The sequence below is a fragment of the Calidifontibacillus oryziterrae genome, assembly GCF_000331575.1.
GTDB lineage: Bacteria > Bacillota > Bacilli > Bacillales > Bacillaceae_J > Calidifontibacillus_A > Calidifontibacillus_A oryziterrae.
The window spans coordinates 1-26980 of record NZ_ANOK01000005.1 but is presented as its reverse complement, the minus strand read 5'-3'; the positions used below and the strand labels follow the sequence as shown (position 1 = coordinate 26980).

At 36.0% G+C, this 26980-nt stretch carries 25 protein-coding genes and 1 pseudogene; 17 read left to right on the top strand and 9 right to left on the bottom strand.

What is annotated here, in order from left to right; translation table 11 throughout:
* Nucleotides 1–51 precede the first annotated feature (51 nt).
* The 3 genes from D612_RS0104675 to D612_RS18620 all read left to right on the top strand — a co-directional run bounded on the left by D612_RS0104675 (nt 52) and on the right by D612_RS18620 (nt 5243).
* On the top strand, nt 52–2469 hold the full coding sequence (locus tag D612_RS0104675; protein WP_026092395.1) for a Lon protease family protein: 2418 nt from the start codon (nt 52–54) through the stop codon (nt 2467–2469).
* Between the two features lie 843 nt (nt 2470–3312).
* Nucleotides 3313–3879: a hypothetical protein gene (locus tag D612_RS19800; protein WP_017754329.1), complete on the top strand. Its 567-nt coding sequence runs from the start codon at nt 3313–3315 to the stop codon at nt 3877–3879.
* Nucleotides 3876–5243: a sensor domain-containing diguanylate cyclase gene (locus D612_RS18620; RefSeq protein ID WP_017754328.1), complete on the top strand. Its 1368-nt coding sequence runs from the start codon at nt 3876–3878 to the stop codon at nt 5241–5243. Before D612_RS19800 ends, D612_RS18620 begins: the two co-directional genes overlap by 4 nt.
* Nucleotides 5244–5604: 361 nt before the next feature.
* Here D612_RS18620 and D612_RS17865 read toward each other — a convergent pair whose 3' ends face one another.
* Nucleotides 5605–6828 carry a TsoY family (seleno)protein gene (locus tag D612_RS17865; RefSeq protein ID WP_407637448.1) on the bottom strand — a complete coding sequence of 408 codons (1224 nt, stop codon included), beginning with the start codon at nt 6826–6828 and terminating at the stop codon, nt 5605–5607.
* A 246-nt stretch (nt 6829–7074) separates the two neighbouring features.
* Between D612_RS17865 and D612_RS0104660 the strand changes: the two genes are divergently transcribed.
* Nucleotides 7075–7992 carry a ketopantoate reductase family protein gene (locus tag D612_RS0104660; RefSeq protein WP_017754326.1) on the top strand — a complete coding sequence of 306 codons (918 nt, stop codon included), beginning with the start codon at nt 7075–7077 and terminating at the stop codon, nt 7990–7992.
* A 222-nt stretch (nt 7993–8214) separates the two neighbouring features.
* On the opposite strand, the gene D612_RS0104655 is transcribed toward D612_RS0104660, so the two are convergent.
* The 3 genes from D612_RS0104655 to D612_RS18960 all read right to left on the bottom strand — a co-directional run bounded on the left by D612_RS0104655 (nt 8215) and on the right by D612_RS18960 (nt 10552).
* The gene (locus D612_RS0104655) at nt 8215–9642 is read right to left on the bottom strand and encodes an ABC transporter substrate-binding protein (RefSeq protein ID WP_017754325.1); all 1428 of its coding nucleotides are present in this window, start codon (nt 9640–9642) and stop codon (nt 8215–8217) included.
* A gap of 449 nt (nt 9643–10091) precedes the next feature.
* Nucleotides 10092–10277 (bottom strand): YfhD family protein, encoded by a 186-nt coding sequence (locus D612_RS0104650; RefSeq protein ID WP_017754324.1) that lies wholly within the window; start codon nt 10275–10277, stop codon nt 10092–10094.
* A 143-nt stretch (nt 10278–10420) separates the two neighbouring features.
* A complete protein-coding gene (locus D612_RS18960) occupies nt 10421–10552 on the bottom strand; it encodes a YfhE family protein (protein ID WP_017754323.1) in 132 nt (43 codons plus the stop codon).
* A 210-nt stretch (nt 10553–10762) separates the two neighbouring features.
* On the opposite strand from D612_RS18960, the gene recX reads away from it, so the two are divergent.
* Both recX and D612_RS0104635 read left to right on the top strand, forming a co-directional pair.
* Nucleotides 10763–11587: a recombination regulator RecX gene (recX, locus tag D612_RS0104640; RefSeq protein ID WP_017754322.1), complete on the top strand. Its 825-nt coding sequence runs from the start codon at nt 10763–10765 to the stop codon at nt 11585–11587.
* 182 nt (nt 11588–11769) lie between these two features.
* The gene (locus D612_RS0104635) at nt 11770–12081 is read left to right on the top strand and encodes a YfhH family protein (RefSeq protein ID WP_017754321.1); all 312 of its coding nucleotides are present in this window, start codon (nt 11770–11772) and stop codon (nt 12079–12081) included.
* A 154-nt stretch (nt 12082–12235) separates the two neighbouring features.
* Here D612_RS0104635 and D612_RS18955 read toward each other — a convergent pair whose 3' ends face one another.
* From D612_RS18955 to D612_RS0104620, 3 genes are all read right to left on the bottom strand, one after another.
* Nucleotides 12236–12391 carry a YpzG family protein gene (locus D612_RS18955; protein ID WP_017754320.1) on the bottom strand — a complete coding sequence of 52 codons (156 nt, stop codon included), beginning with the start codon at nt 12389–12391 and terminating at the stop codon, nt 12236–12238.
* Nucleotides 12392–12498: 107 nt separating this feature from the next.
* Nucleotides 12499–12654 carry a small acid-soluble spore protein K gene (sspK, locus tag D612_RS0104625; RefSeq protein ID WP_017754319.1) on the bottom strand — a complete coding sequence of 52 codons (156 nt, stop codon included), beginning with the start codon at nt 12652–12654 and terminating at the stop codon, nt 12499–12501.
* A gap of 273 nt (nt 12655–12927) precedes the next feature.
* A complete protein-coding gene (locus D612_RS0104620; protein ID WP_017754318.1) occupies nt 12928–13908 on the bottom strand; it encodes a metal-dependent hydrolase in 981 nt (326 codons plus the stop codon).
* A 198-nt stretch (nt 13909–14106) separates the two neighbouring features.
* Between D612_RS0104620 and mutY the strand changes: the two genes are divergently transcribed.
* From mutY to D612_RS0104595, 5 genes and pseudogenes are all read left to right on the top strand, one after another.
* Nucleotides 14107–15207 carry an A/G-specific adenine glycosylase gene (gene mutY, locus D612_RS0104615; protein ID WP_017754317.1) on the top strand — a complete coding sequence of 367 codons (1101 nt, stop codon included), beginning with the start codon at nt 14107–14109 and terminating at the stop codon, nt 15205–15207.
* Between the two features lie 103 nt (nt 15208–15310).
* Nucleotides 15311–16225, top strand: a complete 915-nt coding sequence (locus tag D612_RS0104610) for a L,D-transpeptidase (protein ID WP_017754316.1) — start codon at nt 15311–15313, stop codon at nt 16223–16225.
* A 152-nt stretch (nt 16226–16377) separates the two neighbouring features.
* Nucleotides 16378–16530, top strand: a pseudogene (locus D612_RS0104605) (gamma-type small acid-soluble spore protein); the annotation flags it as partial.
* A gap of 333 nt (nt 16531–16863) precedes the next feature.
* A complete protein-coding gene (gene ntdP / locus D612_RS0104600) occupies nt 16864–17394 on the top strand; it encodes a nucleoside tri-diphosphate phosphatase (RefSeq protein WP_017754314.1) in 531 nt (176 codons plus the stop codon).
* Between the two features lie 202 nt (nt 17395–17596).
* Nucleotides 17597–19378 carry an ABC transporter ATP-binding protein gene (locus tag D612_RS0104595; RefSeq protein WP_017754313.1) on the top strand — a complete coding sequence of 594 codons (1782 nt, stop codon included), beginning with the start codon at nt 17597–17599 and terminating at the stop codon, nt 19376–19378.
* Nucleotides 19379–20162: 784 nt separating this feature from the next.
* Here D612_RS0104595 and D612_RS0104590 read toward each other — a convergent pair.
* Nucleotides 20163–21458, bottom strand: a complete 1296-nt coding sequence (locus tag D612_RS0104590) for a glutamate-1-semialdehyde 2,1-aminomutase (RefSeq protein ID WP_017754312.1) — start codon at nt 21456–21458, stop codon at nt 20163–20165.
* Between the two features lie 190 nt (nt 21459–21648).
* Between D612_RS0104590 and D612_RS17860 the strand changes: the two genes are divergently transcribed.
* The 5 genes from D612_RS17860 (at nt 21649) to perR (ending at nt 25129) form a co-directional block, all read left to right on the top strand.
* Complete coding sequence (locus D612_RS17860; protein WP_017754311.1) at nt 21649–22128, top strand: potassium channel family protein; 480 nt, start codon at nt 21649–21651, stop codon at nt 22126–22128.
* A 124-nt stretch (nt 22129–22252) separates the two neighbouring features.
* Nucleotides 22253–22723, top strand: coding sequence for a thioredoxin-dependent thiol peroxidase (bcp, locus tag D612_RS0104580; protein WP_017754310.1), 471 nt, complete (start codon nt 22253–22255; stop codon nt 22721–22723).
* Nucleotides 22724–22998: 275 nt separating this feature from the next.
* Nucleotides 22999–23949, top strand: coding sequence for a D-2-hydroxyacid dehydrogenase (locus D612_RS0104575; RefSeq protein WP_017754309.1), 951 nt, complete (start codon nt 22999–23001; stop codon nt 23947–23949).
* A 3-nt stretch (nt 23950–23952) separates the two neighbouring features.
* On the top strand, nt 23953–24501 hold the full coding sequence (locus tag D612_RS0104570) for a cob(I)yrinic acid a,c-diamide adenosyltransferase (protein ID WP_026092394.1): 549 nt from the start codon (nt 23953–23955) through the stop codon (nt 24499–24501).
* Between the two features lie 190 nt (nt 24502–24691).
* Nucleotides 24692–25129: a peroxide-responsive transcriptional repressor PerR gene (perR, locus tag D612_RS0104565; protein WP_017754307.1), complete on the top strand. Its 438-nt coding sequence runs from the start codon at nt 24692–24694 to the stop codon at nt 25127–25129.
* A gap of 36 nt (nt 25130–25165) precedes the next feature.
* Here perR and D612_RS0104560 read toward each other — a convergent pair whose 3' ends face one another.
* Complete coding sequence (locus tag D612_RS0104560) at nt 25166–25516, bottom strand: YgzB family protein (protein WP_017754306.1); 351 nt, start codon at nt 25514–25516, stop codon at nt 25166–25168.
* A gap of 186 nt (nt 25517–25702) precedes the next feature.
* On the opposite strand from D612_RS0104560, the gene D612_RS0104555 reads away from it, so the two are divergent.
* Nucleotides 25703–26578, top strand: a complete 876-nt coding sequence (locus D612_RS0104555) for a nucleotidyltransferase-like protein (protein WP_017754305.1) — start codon at nt 25703–25705, stop codon at nt 26576–26578.
* Nucleotides 26579–26980: the final 402 nt, after the last annotated feature.

The following is a 26980-nucleotide window of genomic DNA, read 5'->3' as shown; positions in this document are numbered from 1 at the left end:
ATAAGGGAAAACCAAAAAGTAGCCCAAAATTTTCGAAAGGAGTTGCTTGCAATGAATAGGGAAGAATATGAGAATGTTTTATCAGTACATAGAGTTCCGACTGCAAAGCTACGACCAGAGTTTGATCCAACTACATTTCCGTTTGAGACAACAGCTGAACTCGAAAAGCTACCGAATGAAATGATAGGACAGAAGCGAGCGGAGAAAGCGATGGAATTTGGCTTGGCAGTTCAACAATCAGGTTATAATATTTTTGTAGTTGGTCCTTCAGGTTCCGGCCGGCTGACATATACAATGGATAGTGTGACAAAACAGGCGAAAGAACGAAAGATACCGAATGATATCTGCTATGTTTACAATTTTGAAAACCCTGATATGCCATTAGCTATTCATTTTCCTGCAGGGTTAGGACAAAAGTTTCAACGTGAAATTGAAGTGTTATTAATTGATATTGAGAGAAATATTCGCTCAGCCTTTACTAGTGAGTTATTTGAAAAAGATAAACGTAAGATATTTGATGATTTTAGAAATGAAATTGAAGAACTTTGGGAACAAACGGATATATTTGCTCTAGAAAATCAAATAAAAATTGAAAGGACTCCCGAAGGGGTTGAGACAATCCCATTATTTTTTGGTAGACCGATGGATATGAAGGAGTACGAGCTTCTGTCTGATGCTAACAAGGATTTGATAAAAGAGCGAGAAAGAGTAGTTGAGACGAAAATTGATGAAACTGTCTATCAAATTCTTAAAGTAGAAGAAAAGCTGCGGAAAATGATTACACAGTTTATGATGGAAGCAGCTGCAAAATCAATTGAAGGCCTTTTTCAACCGCTTTATGAGACGTATCAAGAGAATAAAAAGGTGATGGAATACTTAGAAGCATATTTTCACGATATTGTAAGGCACTATTCGTTCTTTGTCGAGCCAGAGCAGGATGAACAGCAAAATATTATGAACCTTCTTATAGGTTCAAAAGAGAAGGATCTCCATCGTTATACGGTTAATTTATTTGTAAATAATCGAAGCTTAAAGGGTGCACCGGTTATTTATGAAACGAATCCAACCTACCATAATTTATTTGGGAAAGTAGAGTACCGCGGATCCCTTGGTAGCTGGGTCACTGATTTCTCTTTAGTAAAGCCAGGTGCACTGCACTTAGCTAACGGTGGTTATTTAGTGCTTCAAGCTGCAGAGCTACTGCAGCATCCAAATGCTTGGACTCGTTTAAAAAGAACGCTACAAACGGGTAGCATTCAAATTGAAAATTTATATGAGGATAATGGTGTAGTACCAACTAGCGGGCTTAAGCCGGAGCCAATACCATTAGATATAAAGGTCATTATTATTGGATCCTACTATTTATTTGATTTCCTTTCTATTTATGATGAAGACTTCCATAAGCTCTTTAAAGTTAAAGTGGAATTTGTAACGGTTATGGACAAGGATAAAGAAAACAGTTGGAAGCTTGCGCGGTTTGTAAAAAATTATGTAGAGAGAGAAGGACTATTACCGTTCCACCGACGCGCAATTGCCAAGGTTATTGATTATAGCTCCCGTTTAGTTGAGGAGCAGTCAAAGCTAACGACTGATTTTCAAGAAATAACAAAGGTGCTTGTTGAGTCAAGCTATTGGGCAAAGGTCGAGAATGAAACTGTTGTTGACAAACAACATGTCGAAAAAGCACTTTCCGAAAAAATGCAACGATCAAATCATGTAACTGAACAATATCGAGAAATGATAAAGAACGAAACGATCATGGTTGAAACAGATGGTTATCGAGTAGGGCAAATTAATGGCTTAGCTGTATTAGGAACAAGGGATTCTGTATTTGGAATTCCGACGAAGATTACTGCACAGACGTATGTAGGTAAAAGTGGGATTATGAATATTGAAAGAGAAGCTGCCTTAAGCGGACAAATTCATAATAAAGGAATGATGATCCTAACTGGGTTCCTTTCCGGTGAATTTGCAAAAAACCGTCCAATCCCTTTGTCTGCAAGTATTACGTTTGAGCAAACGTATTCCCCGATTGATGGAGATAGTGCTTCAAGCACGGAGTTATATGTTCTGCTCTCTTCGTTAGCTGAAGTACCAATTAATCAAGGTATTGCTGTAACAGGCTCTGTAAATCAATGGGGAGAAATTCAACCAATCGGTGGTGTGAATGAGAAAATAGAAGGATTTTTCCATATTTGCAGTGAGAGAGGCTTAACTGGTTATCAAGGAGTTATTATTCCAAAACAAAATGTTCAAAATTTAATGCTTGAAAATGATGTCGTTGAGGCTGTAAAGTACGGAAAATTTAATATTTGGGCGATCGGTCATATTGCTGAAGGAATTGAAATTCTAACTGGAATCAGTGCTGGGAATATTCGTAACGAAAAAGGAAAGTATGCGCCTAATACTATTTTTTCGAGAGTTGAAGAACGATTTACAAAGATGTTTGAATCAGCAAAAAAGAAATAGAGGTAGCGTTTGAGCAAATTAGTACTAAGCTTTTAAAGTTTGTTCGTTCGAGCAGGAATATTGTCATTATTTGTCGAATAAGAAATGCATTAAGATATCATGTAGAAAAAGAATATGGATTGGATAACTGTATATTAATAAGCAGTTTTCAAAAAAATGACCGAAAAGGCACCTAAGATGTTAACAATCAGGTGCCTTTTTGTATATATGTATGCCATAAAGTACCATTTTCGTTTTCTAGGTATCGCTTCCGTATTCATAAGGTATCGTTTCCGTACTCATAGGGTACCGCTTCCGTATTCATAAGGTATCATTTCCGTACTCATAAGGTATCATTTCCGTACTCATAAGGTATCGCTTCCGTATTCATAAGGTATCATTTCCGTACTCATAAGGTATCGTTTCCGTACTCATAAAGAATCGTGTCCGTACTCATAAAGTACCATTTTCGTTTTCTAGGTATCGCTTCTGTATTCATAAGGTATCGCTTCCGTATTCATAAAGTACCATTTTCGATTTCTAGGTATCGCTTCTGTATTCATAAGGTATCATTTCCGTACTCATAAGGTATCGCTTCCGTATTCATAAGGTATCGTTTCCGTACTCATAGGGTACCGCTTCCGTATTCATAAGGTATCATTTCCGTACTCATAAGGTATCGCTTCCGTATTCATAAAGTACCATTTCCATACTCATAAGGTATCGCTTCCGTATTCATAAGGTATCATTTCCGTACTCATAAAGTACCATTTTCGTTTTCCTACGTAACGATCGGTTCTGTACTCCTAAAGCATCGTTAAGTATAGTTCTGCAATTGCTATTCCTGGAAGAGGGGATCTCCTAATGGTAAATAAATGGTTTCTGACATGTAGTTTATTATTTATAGCAATTGTTTTATCTTTGGGAGGCTGCTCTAATGACTATTCGGTCCATTACGCCACTGCTAAGGAAGGTAGTCTAAATTTATCAGAATGGCAGTCAGAGAAAGAGGCTGTTAGGTTAGATGGACAATGGGAATTTTACTGGAATCAGCTACTTGAACCGCAGGAATTTCACAACGGAGAAATTGAAAGAACCGGCTACATTACCATTCCGCAATCATGGAACAAGTTTACAATCAATAACCAACCATTAACTGGAGATGGGTATGCTACTTTTCGGTTACATTTCACAACTAACGGTAATTCAAGATTAGCGATCAAACTTCCAAGAATCTTTACTATATATAGGCTCTGGGTTAATGAACAACTTATCGCTTCTGCTGGCAAGGTTGGTGCTAATAGAACGGAAATGACGGCACAGTATCTTCCACAGGTTGCTTTTTTTGAAGCACAACAAGGGGTCAATGAAGTTGTAATCCAAGTATCTAACTTTTATCATCGCAGTGGGGGATACTTGAAGGCCTCATGATTGGAAATGAACAGCAAATAATGGCTATGCGCGATAAAAATATAGCTTATGAGCTTTTCTTATTTGGGAGTTTAACAATTATTGGAGCCTATCATCTTGCGTTATTTTTCTTTAGGAAAAAGAATAGGTCATCTTTATTTTTTGGATTGTTCTGTCTTCTAATTGGCTTAAGAACGCTGTTAGTTGGAGAAAGGTTTTTTATTTATCTATTTCCAAACTTTAGTTGGGAGTTAGCTCATAAAATACAAACCCTTACTTTTTATTTAGGTGTTCCATTAATCATATGCTATTTTAAATCTGTTTTTCAAAACGGCTTTCATTCCAAAATTGTAAGATTCATAAGCATTGTAGGCATTATCTTTAGCACCATTGTTGTTTTGACCCCTGCAAAAATTTTTACAGTTTTTAATCCAGCATTTCAAGTTTTTACGTTTTGTGTCATTATTTTTATCTTACTTAATTTCATAAAAATTTTTCGGCAAAAAGAAAAGGGAATTAACATAATTATTGTTGGAGCACTAGCATTAATAGTAACAAGCTTGAATGACATTATTTTTTTAAGTATATGGATGAATGATCATGGTAACTCTTTTATAAGAACGGTGTGTAGGACAGGGAACTTGTCTTCTGTCGGCCAATTAATCTTCGTGTTTGCAAACTCGTTAGTCCTAGCTCAAAAGTATTCAGAAGTACTTGAGAATGAAGAAGTTATGACGGCAAAGCTCAAAGAAATGAATAGTCATCTTGATGAGCTAGTAATTAAACGAACCGAGGCACTACAAAAGTCGCGGGAAAAAATCGAGCATCAGAAGCTAGAGCTTGAGAAAGCCAATAGTGCTCTCCGCATGCTTACTTTGAAGGATCCTTTAACAGATTTATGGAATAGAAGACATTACGATAAAGTTATCCTCATCGAATGGAATCGCTGTTTACGATACGAGAGATCCATTTCGTTACTTATGGTTGATATTGATAATTTCAAAGCATTTAATGATTATTATGGACATAGCGCTGGTGATGAATGTTTAATTCAAGTCGCACATACCATTAAGTCTTACTTTAATCGTGCCGGAGATTTGCCGGCTCGCTATGGGGGAGAAGAGTTTGTCGTTATTATGCCTGATCTTGGAAAGGATGATGCGATCAATATGGCACTTCAATTGCGACAAGCAGTTGAGGACTTGAAAATCCCCAATAAATACTCGGCAGTTTGCCCATATGTTACAGTTAGTATTGGAGTTGCGTCGATAATTCCTGATATGAACAGATCACCGAAGGATTTATTTTTGGCGGTAGATAAAGCTTTATATAAAGCAAAAGCTTCCGGGAAAAACCAAGTTCAATTTGTAGAATTTAAAACATAACATTGAACAACCATGACAAATGCGTGAGTAATCTCGCTAATGTAACAAAATAAAAGACTTGTGAAAGTACGGGCAAAAATACCAGTTACCAGTCGTGAGTATTTTCGCTAGTGTAACAAAAAAATAGACGCCTATTCGGGCGTCTATTATGTTAAAAAATCAATTTATACGAAGCTATCATATAATCATCATAATGATTTTTGCTAGCTTATGTTTCTTAGTTTGCAACATGAACGAAAAAGTGAGTACATTGGATCGATTTGATATGATTTTTGCTAGCTTATGTTTCTTAGTTTGCAACATGAACGAAAAAGTGAGTACATTGGATCGATTTGATATGATTTTTGCTAGCTTATGTTTCTTAGTTTGCAACACTAGATTTTAGTACACTTTTAGTTGCTTTTGCATAAAGGTTCTTTTTATTCAATCTGAAAATAAACTCAATACCCTTAATCTGGCTTAACACAAACGGAATCATTAATGAATAGTGAGCAATTGTGTACTTTTCAACAATTCCTGTTTGGACAAGACCCCAACCAATAAAGAACATACCTAAAACTGTAAATGCAACAAACGGACATACAAGTGTAAAGCTTGCAGGACTGTTCATATCGCCATATACATAATCTTTAAAGTAACCAATCCTTCTCATTACAACAAATCCAACTAATCCGAATATGATTTGTAGTGAAATAAAAACTGATAAAACTAAAAATACAATATGCGGGCTTGGCTGGGTGTGAAATAAGTTATGGTTTACACCAGAAAATAGCCGTACAAAAGTAATTCCGAATAATGTTAGTACAGGAATCATAATCCAAAGGCTAGGAGCCGCTTCCTTCCCGATACCGTTTGCAAATATTGAATTTAAACCAAACGTAAGCTTGATAATCACTAAGGATACTGCAACTGTACCAAAGAAAATCGATAGATACATGCCGACCGTTGATGTATAAATATTATGACTTAATGCTGCTGGAGCAGCTAATCCTACAGAAATCATTGAAAATGCAAAAATTGCAATCATTTGGCTTAGGTTGTTGTTTTTACCAAAGTCAAAATCTCCATTTGTTATAAAACGAGTAAAGTAGCTTGCGAAAATACGTAATGCATAAATCCCTACAAGAGAAAATGCTACGATGGCTGCTGGGAATAAATATTCGATAAAACTAAGTAGATTTGGTACAAATAACACGCCTAATATAAACATGCCATTAATAGTCATTCCAAGTGTTAAAGGAATTGCCATTAAGGTTACTTCAGCATTGCTTGAGCGCAATTGCTGATAGGCAGAAGTTTTCTTAAACTGGCTATATTCCTTTAGATTCCAAATGAGTAATTGAAAATGCTTAAAAACAAAGAAAAGAATTGCTAATGTAACAAATACGATAAGACCAGCTACTACTTTATTATCCCCTGTTAGGTAAGGATAAATATGGTTAAACGTCGGCATCCCAAAGTCTGGATGTGGGATTAAAAACATAAAATACATGAAAAAGGATACTCCCATTCCCCCTGCACCAAGTGAAGCTAGAAAATATAGCGGACTATATTTTTCTTTTAAATTTTTTACCAAAAAAACCACTCTCCTAATAATAATAATTAAATTGTTGATTTAATTGTTTATTGGCGATTTCAAATATACCCATAAGGGTATATTAATAAAAAAAAATAAAAAAATCAACAATAAAATTTCCAAAAATGAAATTTTTTATTACATGAGCGAGAATACTCGTGACTTAAGTCGTGAAAGGTTCAAAATTTGGAATTTTGTGATAAAGTTTAAATAACAAAGTTTAATTACATAAAAGAATGGAAATCGGGGGTTGCTATGGAGATAAAAACTGTTTCAATTATTGGTCTAGGCGCATTAGGGATTTTATTTGGTAGTCATTTGGCGAAGAAAATGCCAAAGAACGCTTTAAGAATAATCGCAGATAAGGACCGCATCCAAAGGTATAAGGAAACGGGTGTTTTTTGTAACGGTGAAAAATGTGAATTTAACTATATTTCACCGGAAGAAAAATGTGAGCCAGCAGACTTACTTATTTTTACTGTGAAATACAATGGCTTAAAGGATGCAATTAGTGCCGCGAAAAACCACGTCGGTGAAAATACGATTATTATATCTGCCTTAAATGGGATATCAAGTGAAGGTATTATTGGTGAAACTTATGGTATGGATAAAATTTTATATTGTGTTGCCCAAGGCATGGATGCCGTTAAAGAAGGAAATCAATTAACATACCATAATATGGGGATGCTAGTTTTCGGAGAACGGGATCCAGGTGTGGTTAGCGAAAAGGTCCAAAGCGTTGCTAGATTTTTTGAAAAGGTGGAGCTTCCTTATGAGGCTGTAACTGATATGTACAAGCGACTTTGGGGTAAATTGATGTTAAACGTTGGTGTCAATCAAACGGTTGCCGTCTACCAAGGAAATTATGGGTTAATCCAAAATGAAGGGGAAGCAAGGGATACAATGATTGCAGCTATGAGAGAGGTTATGGCCTTGTCTGAAAAGGAAGGGGTCAATTTAACTGAAGCTGACTTGAACTATTGGCTAAGTGTATTAGCGACTTTAAGTCCTGAAGGGAAGCCATCTATGGCACAGGATGTTGAAGCTAAGCGCTTTAGTGAGGTTGATTTATTTGCCGGAACAATTCTAGAGCTTGGCAAGCAATACAATGTTGCCACACCAGTTAACGAAATGTTATATGATCGAATTAAATTAATTGAATTACAATATTAACGAACCGTTTTTTAATAGAAACATATAAAAAATGCATTGGCAGAGTGATTCGGTCAAAGCTTCTCGCCAATGCATTTTTTTCGATTAGCCGCACTTCAAAGGCTCAACATCAACTAAATCAAAATCAAAATCAAAATCAACATCAACATCAACATCAACATCAACATCAACATCAACATCAACATCAACATCAACAATACCAACGGAAAATGGATTTCAATACTATTTTTCGTTAAGCTCTCTTACTTCTTCTAATTTTCTTACCCATTCATGATAATATTGCTTTTGCGTGTCGCGTCCGTACTTATTCGTGATAGCTTCCCATTCTCTCTCGGTTTGCTCAAGAGCTTGTTCTGGTGTGAGTTTATTTATAAGTGCGAGCCCCATATTACGATCAAGACTTTGCATATAATCCCAGCTGCCTGGAATCATTAACTCAGCATTTGTATTTTTCAAACTCTCACTAAGTGTTTCAAAAAAATCGTGACTTACTAACTCGGTCGGGAATGGGCCTTTTCCATCTACTTCAAAATGACTATATCTGAAAGGATCATTAATCGTTTGATAAGAATTGATAGATTTGATACTTACTTCTTTTGATGTTAGATGCTCAATGACCTGCCAGGCTTTGTCTGGAACCTTCGAATCACTTGATATTGCCAAAACTCTACCTATAAAGGATCCGCCCCTCGGAGCTTCGGGCAGTTCACCGGGTACAATGGTCCAGTCAACTTTATGAGCAACCTTTGATTTCCAAGTGTCGCTATCATAGGAAAAGCGCGCTGTGTCACTCCATTGAACACACATTGCAATTTTACCTTGCAAAAACGCATTATTTAAGTCCTCCCAGTCATACATAGAGCCAGGTGGGACGGCATTACTATTTTGTAAGTTTACTAGATCCTGTAAAACCTTCTGTCCTATTTCACTATTAAGTGTAGGTTTCATATTCTTATCAAAAAAAGTTCCACCCATAGACATGAATCGTTCGATAAACCAAGGATAGCTCATCCCACCACCATTTACGATGGCAGTGCCATAAATATCAATTTTACCATCTGAATCCAGATCTCGTGTTAAGAAGCTCGCGACTTGGTCATATTCCTGCCACGTTGTTGGCGGTTTTAAGTCAACTCCATATAGTTGCTTGTATTCATCGTTATATTTTTCAAAAAGATCCTTCCGATAAAATAATAGGTGAGCGTCACCGTCATAAGCCATACCATAATCGTGTCCCCCATAATTCATATAAAGCTTACGATAAAAGGGGAGAAGATCACTTTCAAATTCTTCGGTTATATATTCATCTAAAGGAAAGAGCATTTCTCGTTCAACATAAAGAGGAAGTTTAACTGGGAAAATGCTATATATATCATATTGCTCTTCAGTGGCAAATAAAAAGTCCTCCAAGTTTTCTGTTAATCTTTCAGGATAATTGTATTCTAGCCGTATTCCATATTTTTCTGCGATTTCTTTTTCCTGCATTTGGATAAATTGTACTGCTCCAGGTGATTCTGCAATGATTTTAATAGTAGTTAAGTCATCATTGTCTGTCGAACCAACAGGTGTGGATGATTCCTTAGTATTACAACTAATTAAAAGTAATAGAAAAACCATTGCTATAGAAATGACGAAAGAAAAACGTTTCACTAAATCACCCTCTTCTAGTAATAAAAAATTTCTGACAAATAATCCTAGGTTTATTTTACCAAATTTTTATAAAAAAAATGGAAAAGATTAAATAATATTATGGATTATTGTAAAAAAAAAAGAGTATTTTAATAAAAAATGTCAATGAGATTAAGGTGAATTTTACAAAAAAGTAATCCACAAATCTATACACATATAAAACAGGATTAAATGGGTAATCCACCATGATATCCACATAATCCACATGGAAAACCGAGGTTATCCACAGAAAAACGTTCACACAATAGTAACAATCATTAAGTTATCAACAGCTTTATACACAGAGTATCCTCGTTAAAGCTTATAAAAATGTTGTAAAATAAAAAAACTGTCCACAAAAAAAATTGGACAGTTTTACAATTTAACGAATGCCACTTTTCCGAGTGGGATTTCGCGTCTTTCTTAAAAAATTATTGTTTTGATTTTACTCTTTGGTCAGCAGCTTGTGAACGTGCTTGTGCTTCTAGATCAGCCTGATCTGCTAATTCGCGGGAAAATTCAATGTCACGTCCATCTGCAGTCGTTTTTGCATATTTAGGTGTTTGCGGCATACTTGCTGAGTTGTTGTCTCGTTGTTGGCTTTGTCCTCGAGTCATTAGTGTAAGCTCCTTTCAAATACATAGTTTTGCGCTTCAATAAGTTATGATTAAAAGTAAGTTACGATTAATAGCGCTAAGTTTAATATACAAAGGCTTTACTAATAGAATGTCTCGAGAGATAAAGGGTATGAATGGAATTATTAGGAATTTGGGTTAGGTGGTACAAATCCACCTGCTCGATCCGCTTTTTTAAAATCACGAGAATACAATACCTCTTGTGTACTATTTAATGAACGTCTTTTTTCTTTGTCACGTCTAGCTTTACTTTTCAAAGGTCAAAACTCCCTTTCTTTCAAAATTATGGTTGTTAAAATTATTCCCAAAAAAGAGTAAGATATACGATTAAATTATTATTTTGTTAAGATACGGGTGGTTTTGCTTTTGAAATTACAGATTACAATACATAACGTCTGTTATAATGAAGCAGATGAAGGATCGTGTGATTCAGTAAATTTTTCATGAAAAAGTTGGGAGGAGTAGTTGTGATAAAGATTGTCAGGATTACAACCCAAAAAAATAATGCAGAAAGGTTTAACATCTATATTGATCGTGGGAATGGCGAAGAGTATGGATTTAGTGTAGACCAAGATGTATATATTGAATTTCAGCTTCGCAAAGGGAATACATACACGGAAGAAGAGCTCAACAAAATTCTTCATAAAGATGAAATAAAGAAAGCTTTTAATTTGGCACTTCATTTTTTATCTTTTCGAATGAGATCTAAGAAAGAAATTGAGGATTATTTAGTTGGGAAATCATTTGAGCATGATATTATTAGCTCTGTAATAGTACGGCTACGGAAGCTTAATTTTGTGAATGATTTAGAGTTTGCGACGGCCTTTGTTCGCTCAAGAATTGGCACATCAACAAAGGGGCCAGCGCTAATAAAACAAGAGCTTTATCGAAAAGGCGTTTCAGAAGATACTATTACGGAAGCATTAAAAGAGTTTTCGGAGGAAAAACAGCTAGAAATTGCCGGTAAGTTTGCTGAGAAAAATTTTGGTAAGAACAAAAATTTGTCTGAGTATCAAATAAAGAAAAACATGAGTCAAGCGTTATTTAATAAAGGTTTTTCCCAGGAAATTGTTCAAACAGCTATTAGTCAAGTGAAGATTGCTACAGACGACGAACAACTTGAAAAAGCAGTGACGAAACAAGGTGAGAAGGCTCTCAAAAAATACAGTAGCAAATACGAGGGCTGGGAGCTAAAGCAAAAAATAAAACAATTTTTGTATCAACGTGGATTTAGCAGCGATGACATTGAAAAATTTATTCATAAAATTGAGATGGACGAACACGAAGGTTAACAGCTTTTCCAAAAGTTATGATTTGGATCGGTTCATTTCTTGATAGAGTATTTTCTCCAGAAATCAAAGTTAACAGCTTTTCCAAAAGTTATGATTTGGATCGGTGCTAGAAATAATCTATACTTATGGTTGTAAAGGTTAGCACTACATAGCGCTTTGCTAAAGAAATATGGGGTGGGGTAATGGAAAAACGATATAGTACTATGACAGAGTATGAGTTAAATCAAGAAATAAGTCATTTACATGAGAAAGCTAGAAAAGCTGAACAGCTTGGCATGGTTAATGAGTTTGCTGTATATGAAAGAAAAATTGCTATGGCGAAAGCGTATCTTTTAGATCCAAGTGATTTTCATGTCGGCGAAGTATATGAGATTGAAGGAGCACCAGGTGTTCACTTCAAGATTGATTATATGAATGGTGTGTTTGCATGGGGAAAAAGAGATGGGAACAAACAGGAGGAAGGAATCCCGATTTCGTTATTAAGGCGAATTTAATTTTTTCAATGAAGCTGACAACACAAAAGGGGCGAGCACCATTGGTCAAACACTTCAGCGGGTAATTCCTGCAGTAAATGTTGTACCATAGTGAGCAAGCCCCTTTCATAATTGTCCGCTAAAGAAAGCGGAAGGTAGCCATTATAATGGTTGGTTAGGAACGTTTTCTTGTTTCGTGCTCTAGGATAATCAAGTTTACGGTACGCCTCGTTTCACCATTTACTTGGTGATAAGCATGTTTTGGATTTGCGTGTGGGCTTTGAAAAGGATTTTGATATATATGCTGCTTGAACTTCGTTCGTTTAGACATAAAAATCATCCTCCTCATATCTCGATTGGCCTATATGCTAGTTCTTGAAATCAAGCGCCATTTCAGCATTTTTTGATAAATCTAGCCATGTTGAGTTGTAAGGCAGCCTATTTACGTGCTTCTTCGTTTGAGCTCCGCATACGCTTTTGCGGTGTTGTATTAATTTGTCCATTTGCACGTAACGAAGAATATTCTTCTTTAGCACGTGGTTCACCGTCAAAGCTCATGCGAGGAGGAAAATTGTTTACTTTGTTGCGTACCATTTAGAACCCTCCTTAAACAGTGATGAATGTCCGAATGCTTAAGAACATTCACTATTAGTATGAGTTAAAACAAAAAGCTTATGAAGGGCTCACAGCGTAAAAAAGATTCCAAACTAGTAAAAATAATATAATTTAAAGCTGCTCCATTCTAAATAACTAATTACTGCTAACTAACTAATTATTGCTTGGTAACTAATTATTGATTGGTAACTAATTATTGATTGGTAACTAATTATTGATTGATGAAGAAGTAATTAAATACTGAGTAAGTAATTATTCCGGCACAATTTCCAGCTTTTTAAATAGCTTTTCTTCACTAAATATCCAGCCAGTGTATGAGCTTACAATATTTAGGGATTGATCGAGCTGGACAACCGCTACAAACGGATAGTACCCTTTACTACGGTATCTTAAATCAATAAATCGAACCTCATGATGGTCATTATATTCATCAATTTCCCAACGATAGACAGGCGAAAACGACAGAAAGGCGGATAAATTATCATCCTTAAGAGCTGCCTTCATAACAGGTGTGTCGGGAATTGGAATTTTTTCAAACTCATCTAAAATATTCACTTCTCCATTGATGGCCCTTGCTACATAAAATCTTGTTTTAGTTGAAATAGCTATGTGCCATTGGGCTAATCGGTATGTTGGTGAAATGATAATTTGAGTTGTATTTGGAATTTTTGCTTTTACTTTCCTTATAATATTATTCTTCGAGTAATAGCGGGCAATATAATACCCTATTAATACGATATAGACACCAACAAATGTAATTCCTGGCTGAGCACCAAGTCGCCAAATCGCAATTCCGATTACATGGGCGAAGAAAATGTAAGGATCAAACGTATTGATCACGCCAAGAGCAATCCATTTTTTTGTAAATGGTCGTAAAGCCTGTGTTCCATATGCATTGAAAATATCTACAAAAACGTGAAATATTACAGCTAGAAAAGTCCAAAGCCAAAGATGCAGCAAATTGGACTCTGGTGCAAAGAGGTAAATACCACCAGTGATTAATAGAGGCCAAAACATCACAGCTGGGATTGAATGAGTAATTCCGCGATGATTCCGAATATATTTAGCATTATTTTTCAGCTTTAATACAGTGTCCAAATCAGGAGCTTGCGAGCCGATTATTGTTCCAATCATAATGGCTTGTGCGGTAAGTTCATGATTCGCAACAACTGGGTCAAGGGTTGCGATACCACCAAGTGCAATCCCCATGACAACATGAGTTCCAGTATCCATGAGCTTAGCCTCCTATAGTAAAATTTGTATAATGATTAGCTAGCAAACCTTCAACAGTGCTTGAACTAAGTCGATAAAAGTAGCAAACAAATAAGTTCAATTGTATTATACTTCAAAAGTAATGATTTATTTGAACTCAATAATAAATAAACTGGAAAAGCTTTATACTTTAAATTTTACCACCATGGGGGAGCAAACGTGCATATTAATTTAAAAAATTTTAATAAACACAAGTTTCAGAATGATCTTATTACATGGTTCCTTCGTGAACAACGTGATTTACCATGGCGAATCGATAAAGATCCTTATAAAATATGGGTTTCTGAAATAATGCTACAACAAACAAGAGTAGAAACGGTAATTCCATATTATAAAAATTTTCTTGAAAAATTTCCAACTATTGAAGCGTTGGCAGAAGCTGATGAAGATCAAGTTATTAAGGCTTGGGAAGGATTAGGCTATTACTCAAGAGCAAGAAATCTTCAAGCGGCTGTAAAGGAAGTTGTGTCAGAATATGGTGGTAAAGTTCCGAATAATGTTGAGGAAATTTCAAAGCTAAAAGGGGTTGGCCCGTATACACAAGGGGCAATTTTAAGCATTGCATATGGGATTCCGGAGCCTGCCGTTGACGGGAACGTGATGCGTGTTCTATCGCGCATTCTTTCTTTATGGGACGATATTGCGAAACCAAAAACAAGGAAAATTATCGAATCAGTCATTCGAGAAATCATTTCCCATGAACAACCATCAGAATTTAACCAAGGTTTGATGGAATTAGGAGCAATTGTATGTACGCCGAAATCTCCATCTTGTTTGTTATGCCCTGTTCAACAGCATTGCTTAGCTTTTCAAGAAGGAGTTCAAGATGAATTGCCTATTAAATCTAGGAAAAAAGCAATAAAGGACGTTGTATTAATTGTTGGTATTATTAAGAATGACGAAGGAAAAATTCTTATTCGAAAACGGCCCAATACAGGCTTGTTAGCCAATTTATGGGAGTTTCCAAATTTTGAAATGGGAATTTCCCCCGTGTTACTCAGTCAACAGGAGCAGCTCGTAAAATTCATAAATGATAAATATCGGGTAAAGTTAAAAGGAATTGATTATGTTATGAATTTAAAGCATGAGTTTTCTCATTTGCTTTGGGACATTGCCGTTTATCGTGGAGCAACAACATCTAAGTTCGAGCCTACTGATAACGAGCGCTTTGTTTATTTACATGAGGTAAGTGAATATGCTTTTCCGGTATCCTTTCAAAAAATTATTGAGAAACTAAAGATAGAGTTGAATGTGAACTAAAATAATTTTTCTTTACAGATAGAAACACTACAAGTCCCTATGCATAGATTAGATTTGGGTCGTTGAGGACCATTACTTTAATCTAAGCTGGGGGGAATAAGAGATGGTAAGAAAAAGAGCCTTTTTCATTTTGATTATATGCTTGTGTCTTGTATTACTTTTCCCTTCTTTAACGAAGACAGCCGCTGCAGAAAATAATTCCATGATTATCATTAATAAGGCTACAAATAAATTAGCTTTTTTCGATGAAGGCCAAGTAGTCAAAGTCTTTGATGTTGCAACGGGAAGAAAAATGACTTATACACCAGAAGGTACATTTACAGTTCTAAAAAAAATAAAAAATCGTCCTTATTATAAGAAAAATATACCAGGTGGGTCACCGAATAATCCGTTAGGAGATCGTTGGCTTGGTTTAAGTGTGCCTGGAACGTGGGGCAATGTATATGGAATTCACGGTAATAATAACGAAAGTAGTATAGGGAAATATATTAGTGACGGCTGTGTTCGGATGCATAACGATGATGTTCGCTGGCTTTTTGACCAAATTTCAACAGGTATTCAAGTCGTTATAGTAAATGAGAAAAAGGATTTTGAGGATTTAGCTAAAGAAAATGGGTACGAACTGAAGCTACCGGAGATTATAAAAGGTAACAAGAATGTCACGATCTTTTTGGATAAGGAGCTTTTTACGAAGCCATCAAGGTATAGTAACAGCTTCGGTGCCATGATTTCCTCTCCACAAGTAGTGAAGGTTTTTGAGGAAACGGACACGGGGTTTTATCATATTCGCACTTGGCTTGGTGATGCTTGGATTACAAAAGAGGCAACGGTAGTTGGGGAATTGAATCAAGTAGAGAAGAAGCTTGTTTTAACAAAACAAACTACGTTATATACGAGACCTAATGGAGCATATAGTGGTGAGGTTAGTCCCCAAACGGTAAAAGCATTTGAACAGGTTGGCAGCTGGTACCATATATTTACATGGTTCGGTGATGCATGGATAAATGTTAAAAATTAAGCTCAACACCCAGCTAATTTCGATAAACGAAATTTTTCTGCATAGAAAATGAATTACGGCACAAAATAAATTTGTGCAAGTCAAGGAGTACTCCCTAGTACTTGACTTAGCAAATTTGATGGAGGTGCCAAACGATGGCTAAGAACTCTCAATCTGGGACTAACATTCAACAAGTGAGACAACAAAATGCAAAGTCTGCTGGTAGTGCAGGGCAATTCGGAACTGAATTTGCTAGTGAAACAAATGCACAACAAGTAAGACAACAAAACGCTCAAGCAGAGCAAAACAAAAGTCAGAATTCATAATCTGACATTCAGTACTGGAAGCATTCCCTTCCTTATATCTAAGGAGGGGAATGTTTTTTTGCTTTAATAAGGTTTAAAAACCATCATAAATTGTGATTTTGGGCAAAATACGTGTTTTTCTCATACACAATAGTTTTAAATTAAGCACTGAACCGTTATAATAATATAATAGAAAAATAGGTTATAGCTAAAATTAAGTAGTACCACAATAAAGATAAGAGGTAGCTCTTTTTTCATTTATTCAAGCATTTACGTTTAAGTAATCATCTTAAGGAAGTTATGCGACGGTTGCCGATTTATTATAGTAGGTTTAAGGTGAGAAAGGAAGATCGTATGTTTATTCCCAAAGAAGGAGATAAAATTCAAATACAAAGCTATAAGCATAGCGGGAATGTACACCGTATTTGGGAAGAAACTACTTTATTGAAGGGGACCCGTTCTGTTGCAATCGGTGCGAATGATCGAACGCTAGTTATGGAAGCTGATGGAAGAACATGGATAACACGCGAACCGGCGATTTGTTATTTTCACGCCAAGCATTGGTTTAATATTATTGGGATGTTACGGGACGATGGTATTTATTACTATTGTAATTTAAGCTCACCATTTGCATGGGACCGCAACATACTTAAATATATTGATTATGATTTAGATATAAAGGTTTTTCCGGATATGACTTTTAGTATTTTAGATGAGGATGAGTATAAAATACATAGTAAGCAAATGAATTATCCAGATGAAATTGATTATATATTGAAGAAAAATATGGATGATTTAATTCGTTGGATTCGCGGACGGAAAGGTCCGTTTGCACCGGATTTTGTTGATAACTGGTATGAGAGGTACTTAACTTATCGTTCTTAAATGCTTTAGATGTAAATAATGCTTTTGATGTAGTATTTAGAACTAGTTGGGATAATTACCTAGACATGATAGCAGAAGGTTTTTAAAATACATGATTTAGAGGCTTCCGTTCAAAAATAAAGGAAGCCTAGTTTTTTTAAGGTAGTTTTTTTAAGGTGTAAATAGCACGTGAATCGTTATTACCTACTAGGTGGTGTACAGATTGGATAGTATAAAGAGATATTTAAAGTTCGTAGGTCCTTATAAATCGAAGATTATTTTAACGATAATTATCGGACTTTTAAAATTTGGGATCCCTTTATTAATGCCGTTATTTTTAAAATATGTACTAGATGATATTATCCCGAATGAAACTTTAACTGTTGATGAAAAAGTGCATCAACTATTTCTAATTATGGGAATTGCATTCCTTATATTTTTAGTTTTGCGCCCGCCTATTGAATATTACCGTCAATATTATGCCCAATGGACAGCAAGTAAAATCTTATATGATATCCGCGATCAGCTTTTTTCCCATATCCAAAAGCTAAGCTTGCGCTATTACTCAAACACAAAAACCGGTGAGGTGATCTCACGAGTTATAAATGATGTTGAACAAACAAAGTCATTTGTTGTTACTGGGTTAATGAATATTTGGCTTGATACGTTAACCATTTTTATTGCGTTAGCCATTTTGTTTACGCTTGATGTAAAACTTACACTGATTGCAATGATGCTTTTTCCACTTTATGGATTTTCGGTCAAATATTTTTATGGACGCTTGCGGCAATTAACGCGAGTGCGCTCACAGGCTTTGGCTGAAGTACAAGGCCATTTGCATGAACGAGTTCAAGGCGTACCGGTGATTCGCAGCTTTGCATTAGAGGAGCATGAACAAACGCTTTTTAATAAGCAAAATAAAAATTTTCTAAATAAAGCTTTGGCACATACGAGCTGGAATGCCAAAACATTTGCTGTCGTGAATACGATTGCTGATATCGCACCGTTAATTGTTATTGCTTTTTCAGGGTATGAGGTGATTACCGGAAATTTATCAATAGGAACAATGGTTGTGTTTGTTTCTTATATGGATAAGCTATATAACCCTTTGCGGCGCCTAGTGAACTCTTCAACTACGTTAACACAGTCGCTGGCATCAATGGATCGAATGTTTGAATTTATAGATGAGAAGTATGATATTGTCGATAAGCCAAATGCGATTGAACTAAAAGAGGTTAAGGGGAATGTGACAATTGAAAATGTAAGCTTTCAATATAATGACGAGGAAACAATGGTGTTAAAGGATATTTCCTTAGACGTACAACCGGGAGAAACAATTGCGTTGGTTGGGATGAGCGGCGGTGGCAAATCTACATTAGTAAGCCTTATCCCACGCTTTTATGATGTAACCTCAGGCTCGATTAAATTAGATGGTATTGATATACGTGACTTTAGAGCGAGATCCTTACGCGATAAAATCGGTATGGTGCTTCAAGATAATATTTTGTTTAGTGATTCTGTAAAAATGAATATATTAATGGGTAATCCAAATGCAACAGATGAAGAAGTGATTGCCGCAGCGAAGGCTGCCAATGCTCACGAATTTATTATGGAGCTACCAAACGGTTATGATACGAAGGTTGGCGAACGGGGCGTGAAGCTTTCTGGGGGACAAAAGCAACGCGTGGCGATCGCCCGTGTTTTCTTGAAAAACCCACCATTATTAATATTAGATGAAGCAACATCAGCACTGGATTTGGAAAGCGAGCATCTCATTCAAGAGGCGCTAGATAAACTTGCAAGGAACCGGACAACGTTCATTGTTGCCCATCGCTTAGCTACGATCACCCATGCAGATCGTATCGTGTTGATTGAGTATGGTGAAATAAAAGAAGTAGGGACTCATGAAGAATTAATGCAGCTTGAGGGCAGCTATTACAACTTGTTTAAGGTGCAACAATTGGATGATGTGCCTGAAACTGAAGATGGATGTAGTGTAAGGTAAATTTGTGCATTGTATTTTCCAAATAGTGGCAGTCGAGACGGTAAATGAGTGTGAGCGCATTGTATTTTCCAAATAGTGGCAGTCGAGGCGGCGAATGAGTGTGTGTGCATTGTATTTACCGAATAGTGGCAGTCGAGACGGTAAATGAGTGTGAGCGCATTGTATTTACCGAATAGTGGTAGTCGAGACGGTAAATGAGTTCATGTACATTTCGTTTTCCAAATAGTGGCAGTCGAGGTGGTAATTGAGTGCATGTACATTTCGTATTCCAAATAGTGGCAGTCGAGGCGGCGAATGAGTTCATGTACATTTCGTTTTCCAAATAGTGGCAGTCGGACAATAAATGTCCGATTCAGGACAATAAAGTATTAAGCTGGGCAAATAAAATCCGAATTGCGACAATAAAATGTTCATATAGGACAATAACCATTCTCAATAATAATTGTAATGATTGATAATATAAAATAATAGCTTATTTCTGTAGTTGATCTTTAATATTTTTAGATTATTTTTATATTGAGGATCGAAAAGTAGGAATTTTCTTTCTCCAATAAAAGAGCAAAGTGAAATTTTTCTTCCACTTTGCTTTTTTTAAACACTTTTATTTAATTTCATCTAGTACATCAACGGAATTAACGTTTTCTCATATATTCTACAACGGAATTAACGTTTTCTCATATATTCTACAACGGAATTAACGTTTTCTCATATATTCTACAACGGAATTAATGTACTCTCATATATTCTACAACGAAATTAACGTTTTCTCATATATTCTATGTTGTTACTTGTTACTCATCGCCATAAATGAAGCTTCGACTGCCCGAAGCGTTTCCGTCACATCAGCTTCTGTATGGGCAATTGTTAAAAACCATGCTTCGTATTTTGAAGGCGCTAGGTTTATACCTCGCTGAAGCATCAGCTTGAAAAACTTGCCGAACATTTCACCGTCAGTATTTTCGGCTTGAGCATAATTTACAACCTTTTCCGTTGTAAAGTAAACCGTTAATGCACCTTTTAAGCGATTAATTGTAATCGGGATATTATATGTTTTCGCGTGTGTCAAAATACCCTCCTCTAAAATCTCACCTAACTCATCGAGTTTTTCATAAAGTCCTTCTTCCTGTAAAACTTCGAGACATGCAATCCCAGCTGAAATTGATGCTGGATTTCCAGCCATTGTTCCTGCCTGATAAGCAGGGCCTAATGGCGCCACCTGCTCCATAATTTCTTTACGTCCCCCATAGGCACCGATTGGCAAGCCACCACCGATAATTTTTCCTAGCGCAGTAATATCAGGTTCAATTCCTAACAGGTTTTGAGCACCGCCATACATGAAGCGGAAGGCAGTAATTACTTCGTCGAAAATGACTAAAGCTCCATGCTGATGGGTAAGCTCAACAACCTTCTCCAAGAAACCAGGGTTTGGCTCAACGATACCGAAGTTCCCGACAATTGGCTCTACAAGCACACCGGCAATTTGGTCGCCCCATTTGTTCAGTGCTTCCTCAAAAGGTTCAATTTCATTGAAAGGAACAGTAATTACTTCCTGGGCAATACTTTTCGGTACACCAGCAGAATCAGGTGTTCCTAATGTAGATGGGCCTGATCCTGCAGCCACTAATACTAAGTCTGAGTGACCATGGTAACAGCCGGCAAATTTAATAATTTTATCACGGTTTGTATACGCTCTTGCAACGCGAATGGTTGTCATAACAGCTTCTGTTCCCGAGTTTGTAAAGCGAATTTTCTCAAGTGAAGGGATCGCATCCTTCAACATTTTGGCAAATTGAACTTCGAGCTCAGTTGGTGTTCCGTACAACACGCCGTTTTCAGCAGCTTTAGTAATTGCTTTTGTAATATGGGGATGTGCATGTCCAGTAATAATTGGTCCGTATGCAGCTAAATAATCGATGTAGCGATTACCGTCAACATCCCAGAAGTAGGCACCTTTTGCCCGTTCCATAAAAACAGGTGCGCCACCACCAACAGCTTTAAATGATCGAGAAGGACTATTTACTCCACCTACAATATGTTCTAGCGCATCTGAATACAATTTCTCTGACTTGTTGAATTGCATTATATTGCCTCCTTATGTAGTCTAGCTTAATCTTATCAATTAACTTTTAGAAAAAAAACTGCATTTTACATTTGTAAAAATATATTTAAAAAGACAAAACTTTTATTTTCGCCAAATACTAGCCAAAGGAATTAATTTCTATTTTGGACAACTTCTTCATATAAATAATGAAAAGGTGGTGCAAAATAGGGTGGTCCTTTTTAGCATAATTATGATTGTTTTTATCATTTATAAAAGCCTGAAATGGATATGGACAGATCATAAAACCCATTTAAGAAAGCTACGGTTTTTACCGTTCGAATACTTCGTTGTTTTACTATTAACTTATATAATCATTTTAGTTGGTTTTGGATGTATGTACGCTGTGATCATCGTGACCGGGAAGCCGATATTGGTTGAAGCGGGTCAATTAGTGGCAGGGCAGTTTCTACAGCTATTATCAACAGGCATGTATTTTAGCGCCATTACGATGTTTTCTGTTGGCTATGGCGACATTACTCCTATTGGTATCGGAAGGTGGATTGCAATTATCGAAGCGCTAATAGGTTATATGTTACCAATCGCCTTTGTTATGAGGTCTTTTTTAGAAATGGAGGAGGCGTATTCGATAAAAAAAGCAACCATTCATACACGTACGCAGTCTGCGAACAGAAGTCGGAGATATTATTAGATAACGAAAACGCTGAACACCGAGTAGTCAATATTTAATGAATGAGTAAAGCTTCTCAGTTAATATTTGAAAAATATGGTATTGTTAGATATTGTATTTGTAAAACAACAATGGAGGTTTTGAGATGGCAGTTGATATTGGTCAGATGGCACCGGATTTTGAGCTTCCGGCAAGTAATGGTGAATTAATAAAATTATCTGATTTTCAAGGAAAAAACGTCGTGTTGTATTTCTATCCAAAGGATATGACGCCGGGGTGCACGACCGAGGCGTGCGACTTTCGCGATCATCATGAAAGCTTTGCTGGGTTAAATACTGTTATTATAGGCGTGAGTCCTGATCCACTGAACCGCCATGAAAAATTTATTGAAAAATATGATTTACCATTTTTACTGGTAGCAGATGAAGAAAATAAGGCAGCCGAAGCGTACGGTGTTTGGAAATTAAAGAAAAATTTTGGTAAAGAGTATATGGGGATTGAACGTTCAACTTTTGTGATTGACAGAGAAGGCAAGATCGTGAAGGAGTGGCGCAAAGTTAAGGTGAAAGGACATGTTGAAGAGGCATTACAATTTATTAAAGAAAACTTGGCTTAAATTAAGGGAAAGGACTACATTATTATCAATAATGAATCCGGCGTAATGGTAATGAATCGTCTTTCTTCGGCTTATCATTCTCCTGAAATTTACGAATTACAGGCGATTACCTATACAAAAATCAGTTTATTTTCGTATGTTATATTGTAGGGCATACCTCCTCAGATGATAGCGGTAAAATTGAAGTGCGAGTGCGATTGTATTTCGCACTTTTTTTATTTGTACGTTTTCACGTTTTCACTATATACGCTATAATTAACTGTGAGGTGATATTTTTGAAAATACTGACAACATTTAGAGTCAAGACAGCAATTAAGGAGAAGCTTTTAGAAAAATATCCAAACGTAAATTTTTGCTTTAAAACAGCAATGAAGGAGGCAAAAGAGGATTTACTGGACGCGGAAATATTAATTACATATGGCGAAGATTTAAATGAACAATTAATTGATACGGCAAAAAACTTAAAATGGATTATGGTTTTGTCCGCTGGCATGGAAAAAATGCCTTTTCAAGCGATTAAAGAAAAAGGAATTCTCGTTACAAATGTCAGGGGGATCCATAAAACACCTATGGCCGAATATACAATTGGAATGATGCTTCAAGTCTCAAGAAAGACAAAGCAATTAATAGAAAACGAGAAAAATGAAATATGGGATCGTTCCATCCAAATGATTGAGTTATTTGGCAAAACAATAACGATACTTGGTGCAGGGGCAATTGGGACAGAAATAGCTCGGCTGGCAAAAGCATTTAACATGAAAACGATTGGTATCAATCGTAGCGGCAAACCATCAGAATATATCGATGAAATATATTCGGTTGCTGACATCAAGCCTGCACTGAAACAAGGTGATTTTATTGTCTCCGTCCTACCAAGTACCCCAGAAACGGTTCATCTGTTGAAGGAGGAGCATTTTGCCATAATGAAAAATGATGCAGTGTTTCTCAATATTGGCAGAGGAACGGTTGTTGCAGAAAGTGTATTAATGAATGCGCTGGAGAGAAATGAAATTGCCCATGCGGTCTTAGATGTTTTTGAGACTGAACCGTTGAAGGAAGATCATCCTTTTTGGAGGATGGAAAATGTAACCGTAACTCCCCATTTATCGGGATTATCAGCCCTTTATCAACGTAGAGGCTTTGATATTTTTGAATATAATTTAGAAAAATATTTAAAAGGTGAGAATAATTACAAAAATATAATTGACTTAAACAGGGGGTATTAGTTGATGAAAATATATACGAAAACAGGGGACAAAGGGACGACTTCTTTAATTTACGGAGATAGAGTATCAAAAACAGATCCACGCGTAGATGCGTATGGTACTTGTGATGAGGCCAATTCCATGATTGGCTTAGCTTTAAGCTATTTAAAAAAAGAGACATTTGATGGGAAGCAGGAAATACTAGAAATACTACATCGTATCCAAACGAAGCTTTTTCATGTTGGGGCAGAGCTAGCAACTCCGCAGGGAAAAGAGGTAAAATGGTCAGTTCAAGAAAATGATATTACAGAGTTAGAACAAACGATAGACAAGTGGGATGCAAGATTACCACAGCTTAAAAATTTCATATTACCTAGTGGTCATCCTGCAGGTGCCGCCTTACATGTCGCTAGAACAATTGTAAGAAGAGGAGAGAGGAAGGCGGTGGCAATAGGTGAAGGTGTTAATCCATTAGCTGTAGCATACTTAAATCGTCTGTCAGATTTCTTGTTTATTGCCGCTCGCTATGTCAATAATCGATTAAACGAAGAGGAGCTTGGATTACATCAATAATTAATAATTATTGTAAACAAGGGTAAATAAGCGCGACAAAAAACATGAGTACCGCTTAGGGATTTCCACTATGATAGTGGTGAAAAATTTATTTGCAGATTGACAATATAACACGGCTGATTGTACAATGGTTATAACATTATAAAAATTATAAAGTAATAATATATACTTGAAAGCGAGGTGCATGACGATGGCAGAAGTACGTATTCAAGAGGCGATGGAAACTCTAAAAGGTTCTGGAGTTCGAATTACACCTCAACGTCATGCGATATTAGAATTTCTATTAAATTCAATGACCCATCCAACTGCAGATGAGATTTACAAAGCGCTTGAAGGAAAATTTCCAAACATGAGTGTCGCAACAGTCTATAATAATTTGCGGGTATTTAAAGAAGTCGGATTAGTGAGAGAACTAACCTACGGTGATTCCTCAAGCCGATTTGATTGTAATGTCTCAGATCACTATCATGCCATTTGTGAGCAATGCGGCAAGATTGTTGATTTTCACTACCCTGGCTTGGATGAGGTAGAAACAATAGTCGAGCATGTGACAGGCTTTGAAGTAAGCCATCATAGAATGGAAGTATATGGAACATGCACTGATTGTAAAACAACCCAAAAGCATTAAGTACGTAAAAAGCTGAAAGCATGAGCTGCTTTCAGCTTATTTTTTTTTGCTATTATAGCTTTCGTCAAACTCTTTTCCTTCTAGGTTTGGATCTAAAGTAAGTGGTTCGTTACAATACATACATAGATCTACGCGGCCAAGCATTTTGGTCGTTTTGTTACAGGATGGACACTTTACTTGAACGGTTTTTGTTGAAAGCATTCCAATCCAGAAGTAAACAATGGTACTAGCAATAATGAAAAGAAAACCAATAAAAATAAAAAATGACATTAACCAAACGTTTTGCTTGAAAAAAATCCCGACATACATTAAAGCAAATCCAAGAAATATTAGACTTAAGGCAAAGGTACGAATTTTATTTATTTTACTAGAATATTTTAAACCCATTTCAATTCCCTCCTAACTGAAAATTATAGCACATAAACAATTATTAAGTTTATCAAATCTAAATCTAAACTTATTAATAGTGAAAAAAGGTTTTTTATTAACCCTTGTAGAATAATTTATAGCGAGAACATTTGGGACTAAAGTCATGATATTTAAACAAAGAGTAAGGTAGATGGGGGCATTTATATGGACGAGTTACTTCGGCCTATTTATGAAGAAAGAGTGAGTCGTAGCGAAACACTAGGGGTGTTGTTATTAGAAAAAGCTAAAGCAAATAGTCCTCTAACAGACAATTTCGATACAATATTAATTGTAATTGAAAAAAATATGAACGACGAAGGGCCTATGTATGAAGTCGAACATTACAATATTGATGAGAAAAAGGTTGCTTTTCATATTATTAATGAAAATCAGTTTAATGAATGGTTAGCTAATGGCTCAAATCGAAGACTACTTTATTGGGTGTTAGATGGGACCGTTTTATTTGAGCGTAATCAATATATAGAGGCATTAAGGAATTCAATTCTTCAATTTCCAGTGATGTTTCGAAAGAGGAAAATTGTAATAGAGTTTGCGAAATTAATTCGGAGCTGGTCAAACGGAAAAGATTTATATGAGAGGAAACAATATTTAGATGCTTATAATCAGATGGTTCTTGCGTTACATCATTTAGCTAGGCTATCGGTTATTGAACATGGATTTTATCCGGAAGTAACCGTCTGGAAACAGGTTAAAAAAATAGAGCCGGAAGTGTATAAGCTTTATATGGAGCTTGTAGAAAGCACAGAAACGATAGAAGAAAAGGTAGAATTACTATTGTTAGCCAGTGAATTTGCCATCAGTTCGCGTGCAAGGATTGGCAGCTCCTTCATAGTTGATATTATGAAATCAAAAGAAGAGCCTTGGACAATAGCTGAGTTAATGCAGGAAAAAAGCCTCGAGGACTTTAACTTGGACGTAGGTCTCCTTCTTCAATATTTAGTATCAAAAAATATCGTTCGCGTAATAAATGAAGGAACAAAAAGCAATAATATATATCAAAGAAAATATATCGTTTCCTAAAACTATCAGAATTATTGACTTGTAAAAAATGAAATGTTGACGTAAAAATATAGTGCATGATATAGTAAAGACCGTCGCTTCCTTAAAAAGAGCAGCGACGTGTTTTTTTTTGATTATAAGGATAAGATAAAGACCTCTATATAATAATATAGAATAATAATATAGAGAGATCAAAAAATGATTATATGTTTAAAGAAACATGTTGACTTTAGAAGTGTCAGATGTTATCTTATAAAGGTCGCTGCCTGAAAGAAGGCGATTAAAAATATTTATTAAACAGTATTGACTTCTATGAAGTTGATTGGTAAAATAAATAATGTCGCTAAAGAGACGGCGTAAAAACTTCTTTAAAAAAGTTGTTGACTTCCACGAAACAAAATGATATGATAGATTTTGCCGCTG

What these genes read in the sequence shown, in the direction of transcription:
- D612_RS0104675 (WP_026092395.1), top strand. Translation starts at nt 52, where the DNA reads ATGAATAGGGAAGAATATGAGAATGTTTTATCAGTACATAGAGTTCCG.
- D612_RS19800 (WP_017754329.1), top strand. Translation starts at nt 3,313, where the DNA reads ATGGTAAATAAATGGTTTCTGACATGTAGTTTATTATTTATAGCAATT.
- D612_RS18620 (WP_017754328.1), top strand. Translation starts at nt 3,876, where the DNA reads ATGATTGGAAATGAACAGCAAATAATGGCTATGCGCGATAAAAATATA.
- D612_RS0104660 (WP_017754326.1), top strand. Translation starts at nt 7,075, where the DNA reads ATGGAGATAAAAACTGTTTCAATTATTGGTCTAGGCGCATTAGGGATT.
- D612_RS0104650 (WP_017754324.1), bottom strand. Translation starts at nt 10,277, where the DNA reads ATGACTCGAGGACAAAGCCAACAACGAGACAACAACTCAGCAAGTATG.
- D612_RS0104635 (WP_017754321.1), top strand. Translation starts at nt 11,770, where the DNA reads ATGGAAAAACGATATAGTACTATGACAGAGTATGAGTTAAATCAAGAA.
- D612_RS18955 (WP_017754320.1), bottom strand. Translation starts at nt 12,391, where the DNA reads ATGTCTAAACGAACGAAGTTCAAGCAGCATATATATCAAAATCCTTTT.
- sspK (WP_017754319.1), bottom strand. Translation starts at nt 12,654, where the DNA reads ATGGTACGCAACAAAGTAAACAATTTTCCTCCTCGCATGAGCTTTGAC.
- D612_RS0104620 (WP_017754318.1), bottom strand. Translation starts at nt 13,908, where the DNA reads ATGGATACTGGAACTCATGTTGTCATGGGGATTGCACTTGGTGGTATC.
- D612_RS0104610 (WP_017754316.1), top strand. Translation starts at nt 15,311, where the DNA reads ATGGTAAGAAAAAGAGCCTTTTTCATTTTGATTATATGCTTGTGTCTT.
- ntdP (WP_017754314.1), top strand. Translation starts at nt 16,864, where the DNA reads ATGTTTATTCCCAAAGAAGGAGATAAAATTCAAATACAAAGCTATAAG.
- D612_RS0104590 (WP_017754312.1), bottom strand. Translation starts at nt 21,458, where the DNA reads ATGCAATTCAACAAGTCAGAGAAATTGTATTCAGATGCGCTAGAACAT.
- bcp (WP_017754310.1), top strand. Translation starts at nt 22,253, where the DNA reads ATGGCAGTTGATATTGGTCAGATGGCACCGGATTTTGAGCTTCCGGCA.
- D612_RS0104570 (WP_026092394.1), top strand. Translation starts at nt 23,953, where the DNA reads ATGAAAATATATACGAAAACAGGGGACAAAGGGACGACTTCTTTAATT.
- perR (WP_017754307.1), top strand. Translation starts at nt 24,692, where the DNA reads ATGGCAGAAGTACGTATTCAAGAGGCGATGGAAACTCTAAAAGGTTCT.
- D612_RS0104560 (WP_017754306.1), bottom strand. Translation starts at nt 25,516, where the DNA reads ATGGGTTTAAAATATTCTAGTAAAATAAATAAAATTCGTACCTTTGCC.
- D612_RS0104555 (WP_017754305.1), top strand. Translation starts at nt 25,703, where the DNA reads ATGGACGAGTTACTTCGGCCTATTTATGAAGAAAGAGTGAGTCGTAGC.